Below are 17815 nucleotides of genomic sequence, written 5' to 3' on the forward strand. Positions count from 1 at the left end.
CAGAGCGGTACCGGAAGAACAAGGGTGACTGAGTACAGGGAAGAGTCGGGCGACGTGACGAGAGTCGTTTATATCGGGACTGACCTCTCGGACTCTACATTTCGCGTTTCCACCAAGGCCGGGATGACCCAAATTTTCGACGGGCTCCGTAACAGTCGCGTGGCGATCTCTGACGGGACAGTGCTGATGCTCCTCCAGTCGTCAGCGGAAGATACGGCAGGGAACTACTTTGATTTTTTTATCGCGTCGGGCCAAACGGTGACTACACGATTGAAGAAGTTCAATATACTGGCAATAGGTCGGCGAATGGCGTAGAATCTCAAGCCGTATGCATCGATCTTTTTCGAGTTCGCGCCGGCGGCCAGATCGGTGCCGTTTTACCTGTCGGGCCGCTTGCTTGAACGCAAGCAGCGGCTGGTATCAATCACATCGCACGTCGCTACGTCCAGGATCGGCCCGAATCCGAGTTGGCAACGCTTCCGCAAATACACATTCGACTACGAGGATAGGCCGACCTTTGCCCGCCATGTGCTAACTCAGGTGCGTCAGTTTGGACGCGTCGATGCCGCAGAGTTCATGCCGACGCGCTTCTCCTATTCCGAGGCCGAGACTGGGTGGCATTCCTCGCTGAACGCGTTGCCAGCGATCGTGCTCGCAATTACAGGTCCAACGAGCCCGGACCCGATGTGCACGGGTGCGGGAACGGCCAATCGGCCGATTGCGTCGTGACGAGTTCGCGCTCATCGGCGGCCGGGTAGCCGCCTGGTCACCCCCGCTTTTCGCGCCGGGTACCGCCCGGTAGCCGAGCGCCGCCGCGGCCCTCAGCCCCCTTTTTGTTACCGACAAGATTCACCAGCTCAAGGTGCCGGGCTGGCTTGACCAGACCTGCGCGAGCGACCATCGGCTAACGAGCAACCCCGGAATCGCACGACATGGATCTAAGGCTCTGGTACATATGCATCGGTGCGTTGCTGCTCATATGTGGCACTTGGGTGATATGCGGTATCTTCAAGCGCCCAGGTTCTGATTGAAGACAGGCCCAGCTCTTCTGTCCTGATGGGGAGCCGACTTCAGCGGCCTGCTCAGGGGACGATCACCGCCGTAGGCATCAACCCGCGAGCATCTGTCCCCAGCGGTCGAACAGCCCGCGCCGGCGTCCTAGCAGCGTGGACCGGTTGTACGCCGCCTCGACCTTGTCGCTCTTCGCATGGCCCAACGCCGCGTCGATTGAGGTCGACCAGCCTTCGCCCAGCTGCTCGTTGAGGATCGTGCTGAAGCTCGCGCGCCAGCCATGCGGCACATGCCGGCCGGCGAACCCGGCGCGCTGGTAGAGCTCGCCGATCGCGCCCTCGCCGATCGGTGTGGCACCGCTCCTGCCGGAGAAGACAAGCGCGTCGCCGGCGTGCAGATTTGCATCTTCGTTTTGCGAAATAGCGCGATCGTGCAAACTCGCTGCCTCCCGGAGGACATGCACGGCCGCGGCCGACAGCGGCACCAAGTGCTCGAATCGCGCTTCGTCCTTCTTCGACCGCTTCAGCTTCAGCCGCTCCGGCGGCACGCGCCACAACGGCGCCGGTCCGTCCAGGTATTCGACCTCGCTCCAGCGCATGCAGCGCACGGAATCGCGCCGCTTCGCGGTCAGCGCCGGGAAGCGAGGCGAGCAACGTCGATGCGCGGCCGCCAGCGCGATCGCACGTCGCCAGCAGTTCGCGGCAATCCTCGATCGCGGCAAGGGAAGGGTGGGGCACCGCCGGCGGTGCTTGCTTCATGGCGGCGCCGAGGTCGGCCGCCGGGTTGGTCGCACACAGGCCCTCGGCGATGCCGAACGCGAAGATCTCGGCCAGATGCTGTCGGATGCGCTGTGCTGTCGTCACCCGGCCGCGCCGCTCGACTGAACGCAAGGAATTCAGCAGCGCGGGCGCGTCGATGTCGGCCGGTGCCGTCGCGCCAATATCGGGCAGGATGTCCCGCTCCAGGCTGGTCAGCACATCGATTGCGTGCGCCGGCGACCAGGTCGGCTGATTGTGCCGGTGCGAGGCGCGGGCGAGCTGCTCGAAAGTTCCGGGGCCAAGTTTTACGAGTAATCTTCAGGTCACGCTGCTATTGGCGTGCTGTTGCCATCCAAGCGACAAGCGGTCGGCGGCTGCAAATGCGATTCGGCCAGTGCTGGGTAACGCGGCTCGTATAACCCTACGAGCCGCGCCGTTTTAGCAAGCTGAGCGTTACCGAGGCGGAGGACCCCTCCGCCCCGATCGCCATTTACGGGTAGGCTGGCGGTGATTGGCCTCGCCTATACCCCGCCGATACCCGGCATCATCGGTTCAGATCGACAGCCGCTTGGCGTTCGACCCAGTTGATCACCTCGTCTAGCTGGATGGCCTGCTCGGTGGCAGTCAGCCGCCATGCGAGCTCGCCGGCGTCGAAACGAAGTCGACGATCGCTGGCCGACGCAGCAGCTCCGCCGGCGGTACTGCCGGTGCGGGCAGACCGACTGCTGCGGCCGCACCGCCAGCACCGGCTCCGACCTGTGCGAGCTGCTTGCGCAGGCGCTCGGCAGTACCGCGAGCAGCAGCAAGGCGGGCGCGATAATCCTGTGTGACGTCATCGGTGATGGTCTCCTGTTCGGCTGCGACGCGCGCAAGCCGCTTCTCTTCAAGCTCATGCGCGGCGAGCTGCGCCGCGACGTATTCCCGCTTGGTCTGCTGGTGAGCGGCCCTCTCGCGATCGCGCTCGGCCGTGCGGGTCTCGATCGTTGCGATCTGGTCGGCGATCGTCGCCTGGTGGCTCGGAAGCGTCACGAGCAGCACCCAGGCGAGCGCCGCCAGTGCGGACACCAGCGCTTCTTCGCGGATCCATTGCGCATGCCGAAGCGCCGCTCCGCCTGCCGGCAGGCAACGTCCTCGACCACGATCGCCAGCACGACGTCGGCGCGCTTCAGTGATGCGCGCTACATCGTATAGGCAACCTCGGCGCGCACCAGGCCGAGCTTCTCGAAGAAGGTGCCGTCGCCGCCGCGACCGCCATTGTCGACGCGCGCCTCGATGCTCATGCTGCCGACCTTCACGTCGGCCGAGATACGATCGTGCACCCGGACGATCTCGGCCGCGAAGGCGAGCTGGTCCGCGTCGATCTGGCCGCTCAGGTACATCCTGGACAGCGTGCCCTCGCTGACCAGGCTTAGCTTCTGCAGCGTCTCCGGCGTGGCGACCGGGCGGTACCGGCCGTGATCGCGATGGAGGTTGGCCTGCTCCATGCGCAGGGAGCGCTGCTCGGCCGCGCGCTCCGGATGACGCTCGCAATAGCCGCGGTGGATCTTCTCACGCAGCGGGTTGGATGGTGCTGCCTTGGTCTTCGCTGCTGCCCGCTTTGCCATGGAGGTCCTTCGTCGAGCCTCCGGATGGCGGCGTCGCCTCAGGCAGATAGTCGAGCGCCGCGGCCGTCAGCAGACCCCTTTTTTGTTACCGGCAGCAAGTGGGCCGCGTACCGCTCGAACCAGCTCTCGGGCGGCACCGGCGCAGCAATCTTCAGATCCTCGTCGATGAAGAAGCCGGCATCCCGCAGCTGGCGGATCGCCGCGTCCCGCAAACTTGGCAGGCGCAGACCGCGCGGCCCCGCAGCACGGATCAGCAGGCCATCACGCTCCAGCGATCGCACCGCCTTCATCACCCGCTTGCGACTGGAGTCCAGCTCAGCGGCGATCTCGCCGTAGCTGGGGCTCGCGTGCATCAGGCCGATGTAATCGCGGACGAAGCCGAGCACGAGAAGCCGGAAGCTTGCCATGTCTGGCGCCAGGCTGGTGATCCGTGTCGGCGTGCCTGAAGTCGCCGGCGACGGGTGTGCTGCAGTCATTCCCACGGCGTCTTCCTGCCATGGAACATAGCGGAAATGTCGATGGATTGCCAGATATGATGGATGAATGGAGCCGAAGCGATGCTACGATCGCGTTGGTATCCGCGGCGTGAGGACAGCAATGCTTTGGTGGGTGATTATCATAGCCGGTGCTCTGGCGTTAAGCATCTCGGCGGCGAAAGGGGCGAACGCAGTCTGGGGCACGGCCACGCTTGGTGTCGTGGTCGGCCTGGTGCTCTCGGCCTTCTACCCGGGGCAGTTCTGGCGGACGGTGATCCGGTCGATCGCGGTCGCCGCGCTGGTCGGCGCGGCCTTCGAAGCGCTCGCGAAACTGTCACCGAGGTCGTGATCGCAGCGGAGGCTCCCTCCGCCCCGATTGGCGCGGCCTTCGATTTACGCTCTGGCATCAAGCGGCCCCGCGCGTCGATACCCCAAGGCGAGGGCTTGGTACCCCGACCTGGGACGGACAGAAGCAGGAAGGTCATCAAGCAGTAGCGCTGGTAGAGGCGATCACGGCGAATTGCACACCCGTTCGAAACGTTGCAGCACACTGTGCGCTGCGGCATTGAGGCGCCAATGCAAAGCGTAGCGCCCCTTATGCCATCACGATTCGCAACGCTTGATGGCATGCGGGGCATAGCTGCTTTGATCGTCGTGATGTTCCACTTCGACGGGATCTTTCCGATCTCAGCTAAGGGCGGCTACTTGGCGGTCGACCTGTTCTTCATGTTGAGCGGTTTCGTTCTGGCAGCCGTCTACGTGCCTCGGTTCCAGCGAGGAATGGGGTGCGCGCCTTCATGATCAGCCGGGCTCGACGCCTCTACCCGTTCTACTTCGTCGGGCTGATGCTGGGGCTCGCGGTGCGGTCCTATCAGGATCCTACAGGCGCTTTCGTGGCCCTACCGATGGGTCTCCTAGGGTTGCCGACGCCCGGTAGCCCGGCGGACTATCTCTACCCGCTGAACTCGTCGTACTGGTCGCTTTTCGCAGAGTGGCTGGCGAACGTTGCCCTGGTGTTATTTTTCTGGCGCCTTCGTTCGCAGGCGCTGCTGATAGTAACTGTGGCAGGTGCTGGCGCCTTGCTCTGGGTCTGGCGAGAGACTGGCACGCTTCACGGCGGTTTTCACTGGGCCGACATTGGCGTCGGGTTGGCCCGCGTCGCTTTTGCGTTCCCGCTCGGAATGCTGCTTTACCAAGCGTTCGTACGTTTCGATCTCGGCCGGTTTCGAGCTCAGCCAAGTTGGCTTGGAGCGGCCCTACCGATCCTCATCCTGCCCTGCTTCTTCGGTTTGCCGGACCTGCTGATTGTACTGATCGTATTCCCCGTTCTGGTACTTGCAGGCGCCGCCTTTGAGCCGCACTGGCCTAGCCTACCGCTCTGGTTAGGTGAGGTTTCCTACCCTCTGTACTGCTTGCACGCGCCACTTCAGGTTGCTGTTCGCTTCGTCGCTGTCCGGTCACCATGGCCGGAAGTGGTCGGCCTACTTGGATTTTGCGCTGTGCTTATGGTGACGGCCGTCGCTGTCTATGTTGTGCAGCGGCAACGACGCTATACCTCCCCAATCCCTGCCACAACTTGACGCACGCTTTGCGATGGAGAGCCTCTCGGACATGCAATTGACGATCGCTCTTCCAACGTCTACGCAGCGTGAAGATCATTCTCGCCGAACCTTCTTGCTGGGTGGCGGATCCGTGCTGTTGCTGGCAGCCTGTGGCGGTGATGATGGTGGCTCGGCTCCAACACCCACGCCGCCGCCGTCGGCTGCGCTGCCACCGGCTCCTGAGCCTATCAGCTTCCCCCCCGCACGTCGCAATTTGGCTGTGGCTACGCAGAATTGGGCCAGCCAAGCTTATCTCCCATTTGGTGGAGCTACTATCGGTGCTGGTGTGCCCGCAACGGCAGAGGACGGGACCGCGCTGCGGCTTTTCACCGTCAACCTGGCAAGCGCCGAAGCCTCCATCCGTTATGCGCCGACAGTTTCGCCCTTTGTGGCCGGCCGCACATACATGATCAGCTTCTACGTGCGTTCAGCTGGTAACAGCGAAGGCTTCGTTTGGAGCCGCTTGGTAGAGCGCGGCGGAGAGGGCCATGAGCCCAAATGGCATACGCCCAACCTGCGCCGGGTTTTCACGATGGTTTATGCACTTACCGCTAGAGATCTGGCGCCGCTTAGCCGAGCTGGTTTAGCTACCGCCTCGAACCCGGGACAGGGCATGCCGGTGTTGCTGTACCGGGGCGAGCACGCAGGCGGAGCGCCGATCACCTTGCAAGCGGGCGGGCTGCAGATTGAGGAGGTTGCCCCTGATCGACGCTGCATCGCGCTCATCGGGGACTCGACACAAAATTTCGACAGCAATCAACGTGACGCGCAAGAAGCGCTCACGCCTGCCAAGTGGCTAGCGGGCAGGCTCGATATGCCAGTCTTCAATCGGGCAATTTCGGGTCAGGCGACCGCCACTATGGTTTCGCGCTGGTCGAGCGACATGACGCCGCTCGCCGTGAACGCGAGCTGGGCGCTGATCCAAGGCGGGATCAATGATGTCCACCGAGGCCAGCCGCTCGCAACGATCCAAGCCAATCTCAGGCTGATGGCAACTCGCGCCGAACGTGACGGGATGCGCCCTGTGGTCTGCACTGCCACACCCACCCACTTTGCGAATTCCGCGGGCCGGATCGTCCGCGATCAGCTGAACACATGGATCCGTACGAACTTTCCCCGCGTGATCGATCTTGATGCAGCACTTTGCGATCCGGCCAATCCACAGCTGATGGCGGCCGCTTACACCACCGATGGCACACACTACACCGATGCTGGGAACCGAGCAGCCGGCCTGGTCATGGCTGATCAGCCATTCTGGTCTCGACCGACGCCGAGCGTGTACGAGCCAGTCGCCTGAAGATCTAAGTCAATTTGAGCGCAAATGGCGTTACCGGGGCGGAAGATACATCCGCCCCGCTCGCCAGATCGGACTACTTTACGCCTGCTGATGGTGCCAGCTGACCGGGCGATACCCCAACCGGGCGCTGCTCATACCCCGGCTCAAGAGAAGTTGTCCTGGGCGTCCAGTCGGCATTGATCGCACTCGTCCCGGGCGGTGCAGCGGCAATCCCATGCGGGCACTGGTGCGGCCCGATCGGATTGAGTCCGCCGCGCAGCAGCTTGGTTAGGGCCCGGAGGAAATCGGAAATCATGGTTGTGTTACCTGCTATGTATTGGGTTTGGTTCAGCCGTCCGACCTCCCGAAGTCGGGGCACCGGGACGGACGCTCGGGTGAGTGCCTCCACAACCCGGAGCACGGCCGGCCGGTCAAACGCAGTCAGGCTGCGGATCGTCGCCAGGTGCAAGACGCAGCATCAATCGTCGTCGCCCAACAGCGGCAGTGCCGCCTCCACCGCTTCCAGCGCCTCCGGCAGGTAGCTCGCCCACATGGGCATTCCCTCCACCTCAAGATCTTCCCGCATGCCGGCGTAACGGCACAGAGCGCGTGCAGCAGCCTCAAGCGCCTTTTTCGGTATAGGGGTCATCCCGCCATGTCCTTGCTGACGACGGCCGTCGAGAGCGCCTCCAAGCTTTCCGCGCGGACGGAAAGGAGGACATCGAGGCAATCGAAGTAACTCCAGCCTGTGAGCTCGTTCTCCGTCATGATCGTCTTGACGTCATCACCGGCCCAGCGCGCTTCTTCGGCCTCAAGCTGATTGGTAGCGAGGACGTAGCCGTCTCTGCTGACCCGCTCGTATAGGTCGCCCTCGATGCCGCAGCTGTACCCATTGAAAGCGTGCACCACCGGAGAGACCATTTGTGGCAGCGACCTTTCCCATGCGCTCGTCACCGTCACGGACTCAAGCGAAGCGGATCGCCCTGCTTTGAGGCAGCGGTAACCACCTCCATCCAGCCAGCAGCGGATTGCGACCAGGTTATCGCCGCCGGGACTGCTGACCACGGCAAACCGGCTGCCATCGTCGAGCTTGCGCCATTGCGGCCTGAGGTCGCTGTCGCCGAGAACGGGGTCGATTGGGTCCCCGCCTGCGGTGAGAGCCAATAGGACGACGGCAGCGATCACCCAACGCATAAGCATCAGCCTTTGGCCTGAACCGGGAACACTTCCCATTCGCCGATCTGGGGGACCGCGAAGCTCTTGTCCTGCTTTCGGTTCAGGCAGTAGCCCGTGAGTTGCCCGCCTTCGCAGCGCCAGTTGCCGACTGGGCGCTCGCAGATCAGGCCATGCTCGTCGGTGTAAGTGAACTGGATTAGGTCGCCCGATTGACCATCGCGGAAGCCCATGCGGCGCTCGATACCTGCGCGCCATCCTGGACGCTGCTTCGGCACCGGTGCTTCTGTTACGGCGCCAGATTGCAAGCCGGGCACCTCCGCTGGTGCGGCCCTGTCGTTTTGCCGTTTACCCCATGCTTCCACGCCGTTGTCCCATAACGACTTTGCGGCGCGCTGCGCGCGCTCGTCCTGGGCGATCTTCGTGGCCGCCGCGATCAGCATAGCTACCGGAATAGCCATCTAAGTCCGTGGATCTTCTGCATGCGTGTCACCCGCCATGCGCAAGCTCGGAAGAAGCGGCGCGCTGCTGTAATCCGACCGCCTCAGCCGAAACCCGGGCGAGCGTGCGCGCCAGCTGCATCATCGCCTTGCGATCCTTCGGCGTGATCGCGCGGAGAAGATCCAGCCAATCGCGTTCCTCGGCGGTGATCTCCGGCGCATTGCCTTCACTTTCCGGATCATCGCTATCTCCGGTCAGGTATCCGGCGGTGGTCTGAAGCTCTCGTGCGATTTTCACCAAGTGAGGAGATGACCGTCGGCCGCGACGGATCATGCTGTTCATGGTCGATTGTGGGATATCAGCCCGACGAGCCAACTCCGCTTGGGTCATGCCCAAAGCTTGTAGCCGCTCTTCGATTCGGTCGCTCAGTTGCACTTCATCAACCTACCGGAACGGCGTTAGGACGAACACAACGGAAGGGCGGTTGATGGAGCTAACGCCAAGACGTTAGAACATGACTCCGACTCACCATTAGCTCTCGCGCTCCGAGCTGCGGGCTCGCAGCCGGCGTTCGGGAAGCTGATCGGCAAGCGTCAGTCCGTCGTTCATGACTGGCAGGTTCGTCCGACGCCCGAGCTTAGACGGGGGATAGGCCCAACGACGGATACGGGTAGTGCGGTAACCAACTCGCGGATGAGAGCGTGATCAATCGTCGTCGATCAGGCGTCCGCGGCACACCCGCTAAGGTCAATACAACCGCTGGTCTCGCGACCGGCGAAGGAGTAAACTCGGCCAGCGTCCCAGATGGCAGTCATGAGAACGTACGTTTTCGACCATCCTCTCACCGGTCCCCTAACCGCACGGGCATGTTCGGGGTGGCGCTTCATGCAGGTGTCTTCGAGCTCGAAAAGGTGGCGGAAGCTGCGGCCGATCCCAAAAGTGGCCTTCAGCATCGAGAGCCCTTCGCGATAACTGCGGAGGAGATCGAGGGGGGCGGGCGGAAATGGTACGCAGGTGCCTGGCCGATGCTGGGAACTCGAACACCATGGGCGCCTGTGTCAGTGCTGAGTTGGACAGGCAGGATGACAAATTGTTCCGTGCTGTCATGAGGCAGCTGGTGATGCGGGCAGGGTCCGCCTTCGCTATGAAGAACTCGCTTAGATCCGCGAGCGCGATGCCGGCTGTAAGAGCCCGTTTCGTAAGTGGCTGCAGGGGGTTGAGCATCGCGGGTCGGCGTGGTTCGGGAAGGTATCTGGCGCTATCTCGGAAACGCCATGTGGACCCGCGACACTCGACGGCAGCATAGTTGCAATCCTCTCCAATATCCAAGCAGCCTCACGGACGCCGAATGGCGGGTGGTAGCCTCGTATCTGCCTGCAGGGCCGGCTAGAGGTCGGCCACGGCGCTGGCCTTGGCGAGGCCTGTTTGATGCCATCCTGTTCGTATTGCGGACCGGCGCGCCGTGGCGGTGCCTGCTGCCTGGCTTTCCGCCTTGGCAGACGGTCTATTGTTGGTTCGCCCGGTTGCGAGATCAAGACTTCTTCCAAAGCCTGAACCATGCGCTGGTGCTCGCCGACCGCAACCGGCAACGCCGGGACGCGGCGCCTTCAGCAGCCGTCATCGACAGCCAGTCGGTCAAGACCACCGAAGCCGGCGGGCCGCGCGGCTACGACGCTGGCAAGAAAGTCATGGGGCGTAAGCGGCACGCGATGGTCGATACCGATGGTCGTGCCTTGGAGCTTTTGGTCCATCCTGGCGACGTCCAAGACCGCGACGGAGCGGTCCCGCTGCTTAGGCAATCTCGCAGCCGTCACCCCTTTGTCGAACGCGCCTTTGCCGATAGCGCCACAACTCGGATCGCGTCGCCGAAGCCACAGTGATCGACATCCAGATCGTCCGAGATCGGCTTCACCGTCCATCCAAGGCGCTGGGTGGTCGAACGAACCTTTGCATGGATGGGCCGCAATCTCCGCTTGGCCAATGACTTCGAGGCAACCATCGGCTCCGCCACCGCATTCCTCTACGCAGCCGCCGCCATGGTCCTCGTCAGGCGCATCGCACGATCAGCATGACTTATGAAATGGACCCTTAGAACGCTCGTTCACCTCCCGAACAAAGCGGCCTCTACAGGCTTGCTACAATACAACTGCTTGCAATACATTTGACTACGAACTGTGGACCACATCCAACTGTGAAATCAGGTATCTTCCAGCGCATCTTGAAAGACCTAAGTGAATCACGTAGTATGGTGGAGGATTACGCCGAGCGGCCTCTGACATTCCTCTTACGGCGTGACCTTCAATAGTAACGCTCGTCCTCACAATCAGGGCAGGGTCCCACAGGATTACAGTGTGCGCGCCCATAGTGGCAGCCCCCAACTGAGGTACCTGGATTGGTATCGTTGGAGTGACCACCAAGGATACCACGAACCCAAAATAGAATCTTGCTCATTGATGCTCCATAAGCTGCTTTGTCTCGGCTCGCAATCGCGGTGCCGCCAATCTCGCTGCAGCCGGCGCTTCTAACTAGTTGATTTACCTCATTTCGATCCGCTGAGCAGCTCTTGCCGGGTATGATCCTTGGCAATACGCACCGGAATGGCATCTCATATCTCATGATCGCCAGACGCGGTGGCAGCGACAAATGTGGCCGCTAATTAGAAAGGACACTTTCGCCGCCAATTAGAGATGATGTCACCATCGGTGGCAGCGGGGGCAGCGTGGAGCATTCCACATAGCGCAGCGCTTATTCTGCTGCGGCGCAACGTTTGCGGTGAGGTGTCTTGGACCCGCTGCGCCAGCAGTGGGCTTGGCCAACGCTTGAATGAACGCCGCGATGCGCAAACACACCGAAGTTCAATCTTCGTGGTCGAGAAATGATTCGGGAGTGATGTGACATGGTAAACACGATCGGGACGGTTGACGCTCCTCCGTTATATCGAGCGCGAGTGCCAGCGGGCGCTCGTGGCTATCCAGAGCAGTGCGAATGTCGACGGCATTGCGGGCGGTCGCGACCACATTGTGGCCCCGTGCCAGTGCCAGCCGCGCGACCCGCAAGCCGGACCCACGCGATGCGCCGGTGGTACCAGATTGTCATCAGCCCATTCCTCACTCCATCTCCAGCCTGTCCCGTGTCATTAAGATGAGCGGCAAGACAGGGGGTTGGTGGCCGAAGCAGGGAGGGGCCTTGGTTGGCTGGCATCCGTGTCCAACTGCTATCAAGGCTGATCCGGTGGTGGACGGACCGGCTGCTTTTCAGGCTAAACGGGTGGAGAGCGGTCCGACCGCTTTCGGGCAGCCGATCGTATCCTGATCGCCCACGGTGCCGAGAAGCTGGAAACCCGCACCGATCCCGCCATGACGCGAGAGTGGATGGCCGGCAGAGCTTTCCCGACTTGGACTATGTCGTTCAGTGATCACAGAGCCGAGCCGTTGGACACACAGTTGCTCTTCTCGCAAAGAAGAATGCAGTCTTGTTAGCGCCAGCTCAATAAGTTCGCTTGAAATATTTTCTGAGGGTTAGTGATATCGGCTTCCGACCCGCTGATGCGTCCTGACTACTGAACTAGGATGCCTCAAGGAAGCCGAGGGGCCTCATGAACAATCGACCGGAGTTGGGAACGGCGAGGAAGCGTTGAACGTCCACAATGGGGTCTTGGAGTTTGGGTCTGTCGGCTGAACTAAGGTCAACTTACCCGCGATCGACGCTTGGAACCTGGTTGTCCGCTGACGGGCCCAAGACTGGTGTTTGTCACAAGGAAAGACACCGAAGCATCGCCAAGTAGGTTGATCCGTGTACACGCATGTCCTACATCGTGTCACAGATTGGAGTCGAGGCAATGGCGACGAACAGCAAGATAGCGGACGACGCAGACGATGGGGTGACGCTCGGCACCTTGATCGACCGGCTTGGCAAAGGGGCCGCGGAGGAGTTCTTCGGGCGGATCGACGGCTCTTTGCGAACGGGCGATGTCGTTCACGGGACCAACGTGCGAGAATCCCGCGTCGCGTTTAGCAAGGCGCGGCTCGACGGGCATGCGCAACTCGTCGTGCCCGGCCGGGCGTCCGATGGACGTCGTGGGGCTGCTGACATCGGCGACAGCGTTGTGGTCATCAAGATGGACGACTTCCAAGCTGTCGTGCGTGCCGGTCGCGACGAGTTCGATTGGGGCAGCGCCTTCGCTCCGCGCAGCGGGCTTGAGGCCGCAACGTCTGGCGCTTCTATCGTGCGTGGCGCGCGCGGCGCACGCCTTCTGCGCGCCTGATGTACCTGCTGGATTCTCAGCAGGCCATGGACTTGCTGAGCAGGGATACGGGCCGGCCGATCTTCCGGTGGGTCGAAGCAACCAAGCCGGGGCGCAATGACCTCTTCGTCAGTGTGCTCTCCCTAGGGCAAATCGCTGACACCATCGAGCACATGGCGCCGGGACAGCGCAATCACTGGCGCCGCCTACTGCAAGAGGGACGCCGCGAACTCGAGGAAGCTGGGAGCTTGATCGACATCGACTTGCCGATCGTCGACGCCTGGCAGACAAACCTGCGCGGTGACCTGCTCGCCGATATCGATGGCGCGCATGAGGACCTCCCCGAGGATGATCGGCTGATTGTCGCCACCGCGATCGCTCGCAACTACACGCTTGTCACGGCAAGCGCGGAGGTCATCGACAGAATCGCCGAGCGAACGTCTTTGACGATCATGGAGCCGTGAGCGGACGCCAACTGATCGCTGGCACCCTGCCAAGAGCGGAGCGGCGAGGGCGCGTCGAACGCCATCTGCTGGCCCTGTCGGGCGGCGGCTATCGCGGACTGTTCACCGCAACCGTTCTGGCGCGGCTGGAGGACGAGATAGGCGGCGTTTCCGTTGCTCGCCGCTTCGACATGGTGGCAGGCACATCCATCGGCGGCATCCTTGCCATCGGATTGGCGTGCGGCGTTCCTGGCGCAAGCCTGGCTGCAGTACTACGCGGTCATGCGCCGGCGATCTTTCGGCCAAGGCCGGTCACCTTCGGAGGATTGGTAGGCGCTCGCTACGGGAGTGCCGGACTGGCAAAGGCAATCACGACTGCGCTGACGCCATCGATGGCCCAGCGGCCATTCCGCGAGATCCCCGCTCCGTTGATCATCTGCGCCATAGACGAGCTGACCAGCGCACCGCGGATCTTCCGCACTGACGCCGCAAGCGGCGGCCAGGGTGATGACGTCCCTACCATCGACGTGGCACTCGCGACCTCCGCCGCACCGACTTACTTTCCGCCGCACAGGATAGACGGGCGAAACCATGTGGACGGCGGGCTGATCGCAAACGCTCCTGATATGCTCCTGCTCACAGAAGCCATCCGCCTGTACGGCTCGTCTGTCGAGGAGTGCCACCTGCTGAGCGTCGGCACGGCAGGCAGCCCCCGGCTAGGACGGGTGACAGGTTCACCGGGCAAGTTCGGCTGGGCCGCGCGGCACGGACTTATCGACCTCATCATGTCAGCGCAGGAGGTCCTTGCACTTCGTCAGGCCGAAGCGCTTGGCCCCGGTACCTTCATGCGCATCGACGCAGAGCCACCGCAGCCGATAGCGCTCGACACCGTGGACACACCCACAACCGAGCTTCTCGTGACTCTGGCCCATCAAGCGGTCGACAAGGTGAAGGGAACGCGGGCGGAGAAAGTGCGCAGGTTCCTTGCGCATGTTCCGGCCCGGGAAGCACGGTAACTCGTGAGACTGTCACGCTGATCGAGGATGACGGAAGACTGCCCTTGAAGGTCACATGTGCAAGCGTAGCAGAGCCTCAAAGGTGACCTCTGCGGCCATCATGCCATCAGCGGCACTTTACCCGCCGGTAAAGTGCCGCTGATGGTTAAACGGTGGGTCGGCGCAATTTGGGGATTCACGGCCGAGTCCGGCTGTGCTTGATATGTTCCATGATCCAGCCCGATCTCTTCCAGCTTGATGAGCCCGGCCAGGCAACTAAGCCCGACGCACAGCCTCATCCGACCACCCCTCCAAACCTGCCCGCAATTCTCGAGCGACTAGCAACAACCTGTGAGCGGCCACGTTACAGCTTCATGGTGCTGAACCTGATTGCTCAGGCGAGCGCTGTCTCCGGCAAGGCCGGCCCCTACATCGAGCACGAGGATCAGCGCCTGCCAGTGCGGGACTGGTTGTGGGCGGCGCTTTCACCAGTCGGCCGGCGCGAGCACCATCGCCTCGCGATGGTCGAGCGCGCCCGACGCGATCTCGCCGGGGCGGGACGACTGCCGGCCGATCCAGCTCCACGCGAGGCCGCCGTCACGGCCGAGGTGCAACGCCGACTCCAGCACTCGGGACGGACCAATGTTAGCCGCGCCGTCTCTGAACTTGTACGGGCAGGCCTGGTACAGCGCCATTATCAGGGCTTCCGCGTCGACCATGTCAATCGCGGGGCGCAACGGCACGCCGTATACACCATCGCCCGGGAGGTACGTCTCGCCTTGGCCAACGCACGGCAAGCGTAACGATGATCTCTGGTTTGCAGGAGCACCTGCGTGCCACCGGCTTGCTGCTCATACACAAACGGCGACGATCCTGCTTGAACTGGATCTCACCAACGCGCTAAGCTCGCGGTGCGATATCCGAGCCATGCCCCAAGGAGGGCATGCTTGATGAAAAGATCTCTGTTCTGCATCGCGTTGCTTTTGGCGTCCTCGAAGGCCGTCGCCCGCGACGTCGAAGTTCACGTATTTAAGCGTTCGCCGTCCTCCGAGTTTCAGCTGATTGAACCCGGCCGCGATCCCGACGCGATTGCACGGGGTGAACCGCCTGCAATTCTTAAGCGCGAAGCCTCCGCCGTCCAATCCGGTCCGGTACCCTCGAAACTGGACATCGTGCCACAGCGGCTTGCCATTCCAGTGCCAGCCTGGATGCGCGGCGGGCGCCAGAGTGCAGCTGTCGACCGCACATACGAAGTAACAGCGCGCAATTCCGCGGGTTGCAGCTTCGCTCCGTATCGGCCCTATGTAGGGCTTTCACCAAGCGGCGAGACGCGACGGCAGCTCTACTACCGAGATATGGTGCAAGCCGCCTGCACAGCGGGCGTTCCCGTCGCCCTCTTTGACAGCCTGATCGTGCAAGAGAGCCGCTACAGTCCTCGTGCAATAAGCTCGGCCGGCGCGATCGGCATCGCTCAACTTATGCCTGGCACCGCACGTGGGCTTCGGGTCGCCAATCCTTGGGACGTTCGCGAGAACCTCTCGGGAGGCGCGCGCTACCTCCGTCAGCAGCTTGATGAGTTCGGCCAATGGCATCTGGCGCTTAGCGCCTACAACGCCGGCCCCGGGAATGTGCGCCGGCATGGTGGGGTACCCCCCTTTCGCGAAACAACCCGCTACGTACGCGCTATCCTGTCCGGCACCCGACTGAACCACGTGATGGCGCAGCGCTCCGAGTTCAATGCAGGCCGCCGAATAGCGCACATCTCCTATCCGGGATCATAGATCCCAAAATACGTGCAAGCCAACGCTCCAGGCATAGTAGAGCGCGACGGCTAGGATGACCGGCGCACCGCGCAGATAATTGAGTTGCCAACGGATCCAAAGTTTCGGCAGCAGCAGGGCCGCATCCAAGTGGGTCGCAACCGAGGGGCGCCAGCGTCCGCTACGCCAATCCACAAACGTTGCCGCCGCCGCGAGGCAGGCACACAGCAAAGCCATCAGGCCGACGCCGACGTAAAGGGAGGTCCAGGCGTTGAGGGCGTCGTGCTTTACAACAAGATCATGGTTCCGCAAGAGCTTCAAACTGGTTAATCAACCCGCTGTGCTCGAGTTCCGGAAGGCTGCGTACTCAGTCGAGGCTAAGGTCCCGTGCCTGCAGTTCACTGAGGCGACGCTGGTGCTCGATCAGGTTGCTGGCATGTCGCTCTCCGATAGACGCACACAAGGCTTGCTTTAGCGGATTGAAGTTTCCGTCCAGCAAAGTCACTTGCTGCGTAAGCGAGACTATCAAGGCTTGTGCCAGCAACGCTGCCGTCTCGCATGTCGGCTCGAAGTATTCATCCGCGTTGCCAAGACAGACCAAAGCGAGCGATGCCTGAACGAGATTGATGTCAAGATATCGGAGGATACGCTCCATCTCGGCTGCGCTAATGTCGCCCCTGTCCAATCGATCATCGAAGCAGCGCCATGTGCATTTGCGGATGATCTTCGCATCCTTGAGCTGCGTCTTGGTGACGCGCTTGTCACGCATCACTGCGCGTATCAGGCCTGGATAGTTGAGCCGGATCTCTAAAAAGGAACCATAGTCGTTCGACGGCAGCATCTGCATGAGAACCCCCCAGGTATCTCGTGAGCGCGACATCCTCATGCATTTGCATGAACGTAATGTCACCGTGGACCGAGATTAACCAAGCTCGTGAGCAATTTGCAAGCAACAAAAGCAGACAAGATCTCGCGTCTTCACTTCTCTCTGCAGGTGCTTGGCCAGCTCCGCCTTCATCGGCTCCACTCGACCGATTTGCCGCTGACCAAGCCGCAGGTAAATTCGGATATGCCCCTCCAGGGGAGCCAAGTCCTTCATCGTGGAGAGCACAAGCGGGTGGGCCGACGGCGAGCCCTCCATGCATTGGACCATGACGTCGCGGAGGGTGACGAAGGTGCCTCGCTTGAGGCTGAGCTTGGCGATCGCTTCAACCATCGCACCGAATACCCGATCATTGACGAGGATCGGGTACACACCAGAGCGCGGCGCTACGCTACTCCCATCCTCGGTCAATACTGCGGTCCTTGTTCGGCCAGGCACACTACCTGGTTAACGGCATACCGTAGCACGAGGCGCAGCTGAGGTATCGAGTGCCGCTGCGTGCTCCACAGGAACGGTGACGGCCTGATCCGGGATATGACGGGTCCTGGCTTGAGCGCCGTAGCCACCGGAACCGGCCCAAGCGGGAGACGAACAGAGGCTGTGCGGCAGCCTGTTTTGGGCCGGCCCATAGCCCAGTCTGGGCCACTGGCCAGCTCAGTCCGGGCCAACACGACTCTAAACAGCAGCGAATGGTTATAACCATTCGCGCAGTTGGTTGAGAAATCGTTCCGAGGATCCCCTGATTGTCGTGGCGCTGCTGTTAGCGCTGCAATCCCAGAGGGGGGATCACATGAAGGCACTGAACCTGAATGGTGGGGTGACGGGCAATCTCGCCGTCGCCGCCGCAACCGTCGCTGCTGTGGCGATCGTGGGCAGCGAAGCTGCGCTGGCCGGGACCGACGCAACCTTCAACACCGCGCTGGATGCCTTTACCGGCTTCCTGGAAGGCTCGGGCGGCAAGATCATCACCGTGCTGTCGCTGGCCGGCGGTGTGGTCGGTCTGGCCTCCGGCCGGTTCTCGCTCGGCCAGGTGGCGATCCCGGTCGGCGTCGGCGTGGGCGCCGGCACCGGTATCCCGATCGTGACCTCCACCGTCACCGGGACCGTCTGACCGGACTCGTTCACCCCTGATGAACGACGGCCGTGTCCAG

23 protein-coding genes and 2 pseudogenes are annotated in these 17815 nt (G+C 62.2%); 12 read left to right on the forward strand and 13 right to left on the reverse strand.

Annotated features, from left to right (window positions below; all coding sequences use genetic code 11):
* Nucleotides 1–393: 393 nt before the first annotated feature.
* Nucleotides 394–729 carry a hypothetical protein gene (locus PK98_RS16860; RefSeq protein WP_161792455.1) on the forward strand — a complete coding sequence of 112 codons (336 nt, stop codon included), beginning with the start codon at nucleotides 394–396 and terminating at the stop codon, nucleotides 727–729.
* Between the two features lie 379 nt (nucleotides 730–1108).
* On the opposite strand, the gene PK98_RS16140 is transcribed toward PK98_RS16860, so the two are convergent.
* Entirely contained in the window at nucleotides 1109–1609 is a 501-nt protein-coding gene (locus PK98_RS16140) for a tyrosine-type recombinase/integrase (protein ID WP_052208886.1), read from the reverse strand.
* On the opposite strand from PK98_RS16140, the gene PK98_RS17105 reads away from it, so the two are divergent.
* A complete protein-coding gene (locus PK98_RS17105; protein WP_052208888.1) occupies nucleotides 1608–1895 on the forward strand; it encodes a hypothetical protein in 288 nt (95 codons plus the stop codon). The genes PK98_RS16140 and PK98_RS17105 overlap by 2 nt on opposite strands.
* Here the strand turns inward: PK98_RS17105 and PK98_RS17570 are convergent.
* The 4 genes and pseudogenes from PK98_RS17570 to PK98_RS14815 all read right to left on the reverse strand — a co-directional run.
* Nucleotides 1833–1997: pseudogene (locus PK98_RS17570) on the reverse strand (phage integrase central domain-containing protein); the annotation flags it as partial. The gene PK98_RS17105 and the pseudogene PK98_RS17570 overlap by 63 nt on opposite strands.
* A 396-nt stretch (nucleotides 1998–2393) precedes the next feature.
* Nucleotides 2394–2834, reverse strand: coding sequence for a hypothetical protein (locus PK98_RS14805; protein WP_039097821.1), 441 nt, complete (start codon nucleotides 2832–2834; stop codon nucleotides 2394–2396).
* A 113-nt stretch (nucleotides 2835–2947) separates the two neighbouring features.
* Complete coding sequence (locus PK98_RS14810; RefSeq protein ID WP_052208889.1) at nucleotides 2948–3373, reverse strand: hypothetical protein; 426 nt, start codon at nucleotides 3371–3373, stop codon at nucleotides 2948–2950.
* Nucleotides 3374–3411: 38 nt separating this feature from the next.
* The gene (locus PK98_RS14815) at nucleotides 3412–3849 is read right to left on the reverse strand and encodes a LexA family transcriptional regulator (protein ID WP_152608735.1); all 438 of its coding nucleotides are present in this window, start codon (nucleotides 3847–3849) and stop codon (nucleotides 3412–3414) included.
* Between the two features lie 121 nt (nucleotides 3850–3970).
* Here PK98_RS14815 and PK98_RS14820 point away from each other — a divergent pair, with 121 nt between their 5' ends.
* The 4 genes from PK98_RS14820 to PK98_RS16500 all read left to right on the forward strand — a co-directional run bounded on the left by PK98_RS14820 (nucleotide 3971) and on the right by PK98_RS16500 (nucleotide 6747).
* Complete coding sequence (locus PK98_RS14820) at nucleotides 3971–4198, forward strand: hypothetical protein (RefSeq protein ID WP_039097823.1); 228 nt, start codon at nucleotides 3971–3973, stop codon at nucleotides 4196–4198.
* A gap of 278 nt (nucleotides 4199–4476) precedes the next feature.
* The gene (locus PK98_RS17575) at nucleotides 4477–4650 is read left to right on the forward strand and encodes a hypothetical protein (RefSeq protein ID WP_407637636.1); all 174 of its coding nucleotides are present in this window, start codon (nucleotides 4477–4479) and stop codon (nucleotides 4648–4650) included.
* The gene (locus PK98_RS14825; RefSeq protein WP_268745949.1) at nucleotides 4635–5429 is read left to right on the forward strand and encodes an acyltransferase family protein; all 795 of its coding nucleotides are present in this window, start codon (nucleotides 4635–4637) and stop codon (nucleotides 5427–5429) included. Before PK98_RS17575 ends, PK98_RS14825 begins: the two co-directional genes overlap by 16 nt.
* A gap of 31 nt (nucleotides 5430–5460) precedes the next feature.
* On the forward strand, nucleotides 5461–6747 hold the full coding sequence (locus tag PK98_RS16500; protein WP_161792456.1) for a GDSL-type esterase/lipase family protein: 1287 nt from the start codon (nucleotides 5461–5463) through the stop codon (nucleotides 6745–6747).
* Between the two features lie 624 nt (nucleotides 6748–7371).
* Here PK98_RS16500 and PK98_RS14835 read toward each other — a convergent pair.
* Genes PK98_RS14835 through PK98_RS14845 form a run of 3 tightly spaced genes read right to left on the reverse strand, consistent with a single transcriptional unit; the run spans nucleotide 7372 to nucleotide 8775 of the window.
* Entirely contained in the window at nucleotides 7372–7920 is a 549-nt protein-coding gene (locus PK98_RS14835) for a hypothetical protein (protein WP_152608738.1), read from the reverse strand.
* A gap of 5 nt (nucleotides 7921–7925) precedes the next feature.
* Entirely contained in the window at nucleotides 7926–8360 is a 435-nt protein-coding gene (locus tag PK98_RS14840) for a hypothetical protein (protein WP_152608739.1), read from the reverse strand.
* Nucleotides 8361–8388: 28 nt separating this feature from the next.
* A complete protein-coding gene (locus PK98_RS14845; protein WP_081996308.1) occupies nucleotides 8389–8775 on the reverse strand; it encodes a helix-turn-helix domain-containing protein in 387 nt (128 codons plus the stop codon).
* A gap of 839 nt (nucleotides 8776–9614) precedes the next feature.
* On the opposite strand from PK98_RS14845, the pseudogene PK98_RS14855 reads away from it, so the two are divergent.
* From PK98_RS14855 to PK98_RS14870, 4 genes and pseudogenes are all read left to right on the forward strand, one after another.
* Nucleotides 9615–10412: pseudogene (locus tag PK98_RS14855) on the forward strand (IS5 family transposase).
* A 1730-nt stretch (nucleotides 10413–12142) separates the two neighbouring features.
* Nucleotides 12143–12604, forward strand: a complete 462-nt coding sequence (locus PK98_RS14860) for a hypothetical protein (protein ID WP_039097830.1) — start codon at nucleotides 12143–12145, stop codon at nucleotides 12602–12604.
* Complete coding sequence (locus tag PK98_RS14865) at nucleotides 12604–13047, forward strand: PIN domain-containing protein (RefSeq protein WP_039097831.1); 444 nt, start codon at nucleotides 12604–12606, stop codon at nucleotides 13045–13047. Before PK98_RS14860 ends, PK98_RS14865 begins: the two co-directional genes overlap by 1 nt.
* Nucleotides 13044–14042 carry a CBASS cGAMP-activated phospholipase gene (locus tag PK98_RS14870; RefSeq protein ID WP_052208891.1) on the forward strand — a complete coding sequence of 333 codons (999 nt, stop codon included), beginning with the start codon at nucleotides 13044–13046 and terminating at the stop codon, nucleotides 14040–14042. Before PK98_RS14865 ends, PK98_RS14870 begins: the two co-directional genes overlap by 4 nt.
* A 98-nt stretch (nucleotides 14043–14140) precedes the next feature.
* On the opposite strand, the gene PK98_RS17110 is transcribed toward PK98_RS14870, so the two are convergent.
* A complete protein-coding gene (locus PK98_RS17110; protein ID WP_161792457.1) occupies nucleotides 14141–14320 on the reverse strand; it encodes a hypothetical protein in 180 nt (59 codons plus the stop codon).
* A gap of 186 nt (nucleotides 14321–14506) precedes the next feature.
* Nucleotides 14507–14740 (reverse strand): hypothetical protein, encoded by a 234-nt coding sequence (locus PK98_RS17525; protein WP_039097832.1) that lies wholly within the window; start codon nucleotides 14738–14740, stop codon nucleotides 14507–14509.
* Nucleotides 14741–14971: 231 nt separating this feature from the next.
* Between PK98_RS17525 and PK98_RS16510 the strand changes: the two genes are divergently transcribed.
* Nucleotides 14972–15802 carry a lytic transglycosylase domain-containing protein gene (locus PK98_RS16510; RefSeq protein ID WP_152608740.1) on the forward strand — a complete coding sequence of 277 codons (831 nt, stop codon included), beginning with the start codon at nucleotides 14972–14974 and terminating at the stop codon, nucleotides 15800–15802.
* On the opposite strand, the gene PK98_RS17455 is transcribed toward PK98_RS16510, so the two are convergent.
* The 3 genes from PK98_RS17455 to PK98_RS14895 form a co-directional block, all read right to left on the reverse strand.
* A complete protein-coding gene (locus PK98_RS17455) occupies nucleotides 15797–16102 on the reverse strand; it encodes a hypothetical protein (RefSeq protein ID WP_235425550.1) in 306 nt (101 codons plus the stop codon). The genes PK98_RS16510 and PK98_RS17455 overlap by 6 nt on opposite strands.
* Nucleotides 16103–16148: 46 nt before the next feature.
* Nucleotides 16149–16628 carry a hypothetical protein gene (locus PK98_RS14890; protein WP_039097834.1) on the reverse strand — a complete coding sequence of 160 codons (480 nt, stop codon included), beginning with the start codon at nucleotides 16626–16628 and terminating at the stop codon, nucleotides 16149–16151.
* A gap of 75 nt (nucleotides 16629–16703) precedes the next feature.
* Nucleotides 16704–17075: a hypothetical protein gene (locus PK98_RS14895; RefSeq protein ID WP_152608741.1), complete on the reverse strand. Its 372-nt coding sequence runs from the start codon at nucleotides 17073–17075 to the stop codon at nucleotides 16704–16706.
* Nucleotides 17076–17454: 379 nt separating this feature from the next.
* Here PK98_RS14895 and PK98_RS14900 point away from each other — a divergent pair, with 379 nt between their 5' ends.
* Nucleotides 17455–17775, forward strand: a complete 321-nt coding sequence (locus PK98_RS14900) for a hypothetical protein (protein ID WP_039097836.1) — start codon at nucleotides 17455–17457, stop codon at nucleotides 17773–17775.
* Nucleotides 17776–17815 lie beyond the last annotated feature (40 nt).

The sequence above is a fragment of the Croceibacterium mercuriale genome (genome assembly GCF_000802385.1).
Taxonomy (GTDB): domain Bacteria; phylum Pseudomonadota; class Alphaproteobacteria; order Sphingomonadales; family Sphingomonadaceae; genus Croceibacterium; species Croceibacterium mercuriale.

What these genes read in the sequence shown, in the direction of transcription:
- PK98_RS17105 (WP_052208888.1), top strand. Translation starts at nt 1,608, where the DNA reads ATGCAGCGCACGGAATCGCGCCGCTTCGCGGTCAGCGCCGGGAAGCGA.
- PK98_RS16140 (WP_052208886.1), bottom strand. Translation starts at nt 1,609, where the DNA reads ATGCGCTGGAGCGAGGTCGAATACCTGGACGGACCGGCGCCGTTGTGG.
- PK98_RS14810 (WP_052208889.1), bottom strand. Translation starts at nt 3,373, where the DNA reads ATGGCAAAGCGGGCAGCAGCGAAGACCAAGGCAGCACCATCCAACCCG.
- PK98_RS14815 (WP_152608735.1), bottom strand. Translation starts at nt 3,849, where the DNA reads ATGACTGCAGCACACCCGTCGCCGGCGACTTCAGGCACGCCGACACGG.
- PK98_RS14820 (WP_039097823.1), top strand. Translation starts at nt 3,971, where the DNA reads ATGCTTTGGTGGGTGATTATCATAGCCGGTGCTCTGGCGTTAAGCATC.
- PK98_RS17575 (WP_407637636.1), top strand. Translation starts at nt 4,477, where the DNA reads ATGCGGGGCATAGCTGCTTTGATCGTCGTGATGTTCCACTTCGACGGG.
- PK98_RS16500 (WP_161792456.1), top strand. Translation starts at nt 5,461, where the DNA reads ATGCAATTGACGATCGCTCTTCCAACGTCTACGCAGCGTGAAGATCAT.
- PK98_RS14835 (WP_152608738.1), bottom strand. Translation starts at nt 7,920, where the DNA reads ATGCGTTGGGTGATCGCTGCCGTCGTCCTATTGGCTCTCACCGCAGGC.
- PK98_RS14840 (WP_152608739.1), bottom strand. Translation starts at nt 8,360, where the DNA reads ATGGCTATTCCGGTAGCTATGCTGATCGCGGCGGCCACGAAGATCGCC.
- PK98_RS14860 (WP_039097830.1), top strand. Translation starts at nt 12,143, where the DNA reads ATGTCCTACATCGTGTCACAGATTGGAGTCGAGGCAATGGCGACGAAC.
- PK98_RS14865 (WP_039097831.1), top strand. Translation starts at nt 12,604, where the DNA reads ATGTACCTGCTGGATTCTCAGCAGGCCATGGACTTGCTGAGCAGGGAT.
- PK98_RS17110 (WP_161792457.1), bottom strand. Translation starts at nt 14,320, where the DNA reads ATGAGGCTGTGCGTCGGGCTTAGTTGCCTGGCCGGGCTCATCAAGCTG.
- PK98_RS17525 (WP_039097832.1), bottom strand. Translation starts at nt 14,740, where the DNA reads ATGGTCGACGCGGAAGCCCTGATAATGGCGCTGTACCAGGCCTGCCCG.
- PK98_RS16510 (WP_152608740.1), top strand. Translation starts at nt 14,972, where the DNA reads ATGAAAAGATCTCTGTTCTGCATCGCGTTGCTTTTGGCGTCCTCGAAG.
- PK98_RS14890 (WP_039097834.1), bottom strand. Translation starts at nt 16,628, where the DNA reads ATGCAGATGCTGCCGTCGAACGACTATGGTTCCTTTTTAGAGATCCGG.
- PK98_RS14900 (WP_039097836.1), top strand. Translation starts at nt 17,455, where the DNA reads ATGAAGGCACTGAACCTGAATGGTGGGGTGACGGGCAATCTCGCCGTC.